The organism is Acinetobacter sp. Li1LvA2, from assembly GCF_056156705.1.
The window spans coordinates 1-6,120 of sequence record NZ_JBSICF010000017.1 but is presented as its reverse complement, the minus strand read 5'-3'; the positions used below and the strand labels follow the sequence as shown (position 1 = coordinate 6,120).

Annotated in this window: 1 pseudogene; it reads right to left on the bottom strand. The window is 45.8% G+C overall.

Annotated elements, in window-relative coordinates:
* Positions 1-5,966, bottom strand: a pseudogene (locus ACS604_RS18850) (hypothetical protein); the annotation flags it as partial.
* Positions 5,967-6,120: the final 154 nt, after the last annotated feature.

The window sequence follows — 6,120 nt, the reverse complement described above, 5'->3', positions numbered from 1 at the left end:
CTGAGTCGCCCATCCTTATCATAATAGGAACTGGTTTCCCGGTAATTGGTCGCAGCCAGCAGTTTAATGCCCTTATCCAGATTATCTGCTGTCAATGCCGGACGCGGAACCGTAAAGTTCCCTGCCGTATCCTTGGTTCTAAGTAAATCTAGAATGGCATCACTGTTCAGGGCAGTCTGTTTAACCGAGGTCTGCTGGCCCTGTGCATTGTAGCTATAGGCCGTGACATAACCCAGCGCATCAACATCATGGCTGCGTCGTCCTGCCTTGTCATAGAAATATTGAGTTTCCTGCATCTTGGTTGCAGGTAATAACAAGATCGCCGCATTGCAATTCGCGAGTGTGGTCGCAGGTCTGGCCGAAGTATAGACCCCATTGGCATCTTTAGTTCTAAGCAGGTCTAATAATTCCCCGACAGTGACTGATGCCACCTTCTTGCTCACCACATTGCCTAAAGCATCGTAGCTATAGTGAGTCAACAGGTTCATTTCGTTAAAATCAACGACCTTACGTCCGATTGCATCGTATAAAGTACCCGTTACCGTATAGGCCGGTGGTGTTGAAGACAAATAGAGGGTATTGAGTTCAGCCAGCGTACTGCCACGGCTTAGCGGGGCCGCCAAAGCAGTGGTGTACTTGACGGTATTGGTAATCTGTCCGGCAGCATTGGTGTTATATCGGGTGACATTACCCAAGTCATCGATCTGGTAGGCAATCCGGCCGACCTTGTCATAATAGTAATTGGTCTCGCGGTACTGGGCATCGGTCAACAACGCCAAACCAGCATCATAGTTTTCAATGGTGGCAGGTGGACGGGCACTTAAGTTACCGGTTGCATCCTTGGTTCTTAGTAAATCAAGTACTGTTCCATAATAAAGTGCTGTTTCTTTTTTACTGGTCAGATTCCCCAGTTCATCATAGCGATAACGGGTTAAATTTCCATTCTTATTGAGGTCATAGATCTTTCTACCCAGCTTGTCATAATACATATACTGGATAAAATAACTGGTCGCAGATGTTCTATAGGTCGCTTCCATCTGGGCAAAAGTGACCGTGCTACGATCTAATGTGGTGGCAATTCTAAAGTCCAGTACCCGGATAATACGATTGAGTGCATCATAGTCATTACGGGTCACATAACCCGCTGCATTCATGCTGTAAACCACCCGGCCCAAGGCATCGTAATAGTAAGACTGGGTTTGAGCAGACGCTTTGGCAGTGGTGAGGGCCGTCTTGATCGTATCGGCAGTTAATGCCTCACCTGTCAGGTTAACAACTTTGTCGTACTGAATGGCATGCGCAACTTTACCCAGCTCATTATATTGGGTTTCAGTCACTGCACCTTCGGCATCAATCCGGTAGATTTCCAGCCCATCTTTATTGTAAACAAAGCGGGTCAGGTTGGCCGTGGTTTTACTGACCGTTACATTGGCAGCAGTCACGATATCTTTGGTGGTCCAGCTACTAATATCTTGTAAGGAGGTATATTGATACTGGGCAATCACCTTGCCATTGAGATCATAAACCGAGCCGCTGACACCGCCCAGGCTATTAACGGTATAGACCAGCTGGTTCATCGCGTTATAGACATACCAGCTGCTATTACCCGCCTCATCAATCTTACGCGTGACATTGCCATTGGCATCGTAACGATACTCAACCTTTAAGGCCAGACCAGCCGGGTCTTTCACCTCGGAAATCCGTCGTCCCAGCGCATCATAAGTATATACCGTGGTCAGGCCCTTATCGGTTACCTTGACCTGACGTCCGGTCTCATCATAGCTATAGCTGGTCACCAGTTTAAGGCCCTTGGCATCCTGGGTCACTGAAATCAGGTTCCCGGCCTTGTCATAGCCATACTGGGTCACCCGCTCATTGGCACTGCCTTTGGCCTCTGTGACTTCAAGACGCTGTCCTAAACCATCATAGCTATAGCTGGTTTCCTGGCTCTCGGTCGCAGACAGGGTAACGATCTGAGAGATAATCCGGTTGGCATTGTCATAGTAATAGCTGGTCTTCACCCCGACCGCATCGGTGCTTTCGCTTAATAATCCTGTTTTCTTGTCATATACATAATTGGTCGCCGCCGCTACCGCATTAGTCTCTTTGGTCTTTTGACCATCATCATTATATAAATAGGTGCTTTTACCCTGATTGGCTTGTGTGACCTGAACCACATCACCAAACTCATTGTATTGAGTGGTTGTTTGCAAGCCTTCCGGGCTTTTAACGGTCAGGGTCTTCGCCTGATCATTGTAGGTATAACTGGTCAGGTTGCCATTTACGCTGACGTTAAGCTGACGCCCCCAGGCATCATAAGTGGTTTTAGTGACCCCTTGATCCGCTGAGGTGACCTGAATGGTACGACCCTGATCCTGACTGTAATCAAAGCGGGTGACATTACCATTGGCATCGGTTTCCGTGATCACACGGCCATAGGCATCGTACTGCTTAAGTGTCGTGCTTTTTAAGCCGGTGGTGTCTAGAATGGTGCTCTTCAGCTCGCTTCGTTTGCTATAGGCATAACTGCTTTGTAGGGTGGTTTTGGTGGTTCCTAAAGTCACCTGCTGGGTCTGTTGTTCCAACTCACCATACAGGTTATAAACGGATGTAATGCTATTAGAGAGCCCATCGGTCTTTTTACTGACTTTGCCCAGCTTGTCATATTCAAGCTTTTCAATGCGATCCTTGTTAGCATCCTTAATTGCTGTCACCAAGCTACTCAAGGTCGTGGTCAGCTCACCCCCTTTGAGGTTCTTGCCCACCCCCACCGCATTCGCCAAGGCACTCGGAACTGCTGCACCCGCCAGATCCGTAGCTGTAGCCGCAAGGCTCTTGCTATATTGCGTGCTGCTGGCAACTTCACCAAACAGGCTGTAGCCAGTTTCAACCACATTACCTTCAGCATTGATCTGATGGGTCAGGCGGCCTGCTTTATCATAATAAAATGTGGTCAGTTGTCCTGCTGCACTCATGACCTGGGTTTTTCTGCCTGCTGCATCATAGAAGGATTTAACCGCATACTGGTTATAGACCTGTTCAACCTGATCGGCAGTCATCCCGGTCGTTAACTGATTGGCCGCTTCCCCCCTTAACACCTGAGTCACTTCACCAAAGGCGTTATAGCGGGTATAGGCAACACGTTCATTGGCTGGGCTTGCAGCCAGCGTCTCCTTAATGAGACGCCCTGCTTCATCATAAACATAGTTGGTGGTTCCCTGACGGACATCCACCACTTTCAGCAAACGCCCTTGCAGATCGTAAGATTTAGTGCTGTCTTGATAGGTACTTAATGAGGAAAGACTGTTAATAAAATCAGCCCATATCATAAAGTTAGTTACGTTGAGTTTGACTTCAGCAGTAGACAAGGCATACTGACGTGTGGTTATGCTATTGGTTTTTTGGTTATATAAATAGGCCGTGACGAATTTCTTGTCATCCACTGTGCCAATCAATTGGCCTTGCGCATCATAGAAATAGAAACTGCTCAGTACGGTATTATCTGTACCGGTTGGTTTGAGCTGTGCCAACGTCCCGGTCGCACGTAAGCTCTCTGTTGTGACTTTACTATGACGGTTCACCTGGATTTTTTGGCCGGCACTGTTATAAACCGTTTCAACCAGATAGCCCTCGGCATCTAACGCTGCTACCTGCAAGTTATCTTTATTATAGAAGTAACGGCTGATCCGGTCGCCAGCTTTGGTTTGAGTGATATTGCCATAACTGTCATAGCTATATTCAGTGATTAAACCATTGGCCTGCTTAACACTGATCAGCTGACTGCTGCTGTCATAGCTTTTCTCAACCACACGGTCCAGACCGGCAACTGCAGGACGAATATTCTCTACACGTTTTTTACTCACCACCCCATTGGCAAGCCATCCTGCGCTACTCACTGCAGTGGCATAACGGATTTCTTTAGTCTGTAAATCATTCTTGTTATAGACATATTCAGTCAATAGACCTGAGCTGTCGACCACACCGGTTAAACGGCCTTTCTTGTCATAGAAATTAAATTGCTCATAACCGCTCGGCTGCTTGCTATAAATCAAACGGCCTACTTCATCATACAAGTAACTGGTGGTACGACTTGGCAGATTAGTGGCAGTCTGTACAGTGCTGGTTAAACGGCCATAACTGTCAAAGCTTTGAACCGTACTTAAACCCGCTGCGTTCGTCACGGTAATTTTACTGGCACCATAACTATAGCTGGTGGTACCTGCACTGCCCACTTCTGAAAGCACACGGCCCATCCCGTCATAGGCAAACGACTGTACACTCGATGCTGCCGTTGTGCCGGCAGTGGTTCGGTCCGCACCACGACGGGTGATCTTCTGCAATAATAAACCACGCGCATCATAAACATAGTCAATCAGCTCGGCGGCATCATCCACAATCCCCTGATTCTTGATCACACCTGTTGTAGCATCTGCAGTAGCATCAATTGAACTATAATGAATCTCTTTTTTTAAGTTGCCATAGACATCATATTCATAGCTGCTCAGTTCTTTTTTTAGCTGTTTTTTTACCCAGCTATCTACAGCTGTATAGGTCATGGTACTGATATATTTGGCCTGATAATTTCCACCTTTACTAATCAACTGGCCTTTATCATTATAAATATATTCTACGACCGCACCCTCTGCACTGATCACAAAGCGCAGGCGTTGGGCATCATACAGATACTGGGTACTCTTGGTTTCACCTGTTGTTGGTAACACCCAGTTCCCGCTGGCATCTTTCACCGCGAGCGTGAGATATTCGGTGACCGTAGCAAGCTGGGTATTATTGGTATAGCTATATTTAATCGCTTTACCGGTCGGACCGTATTCTTCAGTTAAGTTACCATTACTGTCATAGCGGTAAGTGAGCTTATTACTTTCATTATCGGTGATGGTCAGCACATTGCCATCCGCATCATAGCTAAAGCTGGATACCTCGGCATTGGCATTCTTGATGCTGGTTAACTGCTGACTGGCATCGTAACTATATTCCCATACCTCTTGTAAGCCATTGGTCACCGTAGTCTTGTTAGCAGTATAGCTAAAGGTGGTGGTGCCCTGGCTGTCCTTCACCGTTGTTACCCGGTAAACATTGTTTGCCGTATCCAGCTCATAGCCAAACTGCACACTACTGCCGTCACTTTGCGTGATACTTGCAATACGCGAAGAGCTGCCATCATAACCATAAGTAGTGGTATACACCTTTTGATCGGTAATCAGATTATCACTTGGTGTGAGGTCAGTAATGACTTTAGTCAGGCGATTGGCCGTGTCATATTCATAATAGACATTCTGGCTGATCACCCCACCAACTTTCGTATCAATCCTTTTAATCCGGTTACTGGTTCCATCATATTGATAGATCAGCTCATTTAAACTGCTATTGTCCTTAATAGAAATCAGACGGTCTGTGCTGTCATAGCTATACAGCAGGTTGGTGCCATTGTTATCTTGGATACTGGTGAGGTGGCCGGTCTTTTTGACTGCATCATAGGTGTAGCTTTCTTGAGCAAGAGTCTTTCCATCAGTGATGGTCAATTTATTTTGACTGACATACACATACAATTTATCGTATGCCCCATCGCCTTCTTTAGAAATATAGTTATTGGCAGAGGAAAAGTTAAAAGTGACTTCGTGGCCATCTTCAGCGGTGACAATAATTTTACTGCCCGCTTCATTTAAGTTACCGACTAAACTCAGTCGTCTGCTCCACTCGCCACTCCACTGGGCATTATTATTTAATAAACCTTTAGAATTATAGGTCTGGACGGATTGAATATCCTGACCTATTGCTGCCAGATTATAGCCCTGCTGGCGAATGACCAGATTACCATCGGCAATATTAATATAGTCCTCTATTCGGGCCTGCCCAAAGCTTGCATTTCCTTGTACCCCTCGTTTCCCAAGCTGGTTTAATGAGCTATTTGATAAACCTAAACCATTACCTGATACAATCGCAACCATGATGCAGCCTCTTCTTATTTTTTAAGTATTAAATTAAGAAAGTATTTATATATGTAGGTTCTTCTAAAGAATTAATATCACAACTTGATTTTAAGTTTAGTTAAACCCCACACAAGTCTCATAGTCTAATGATTTTTAATACCTTTTTAAATAC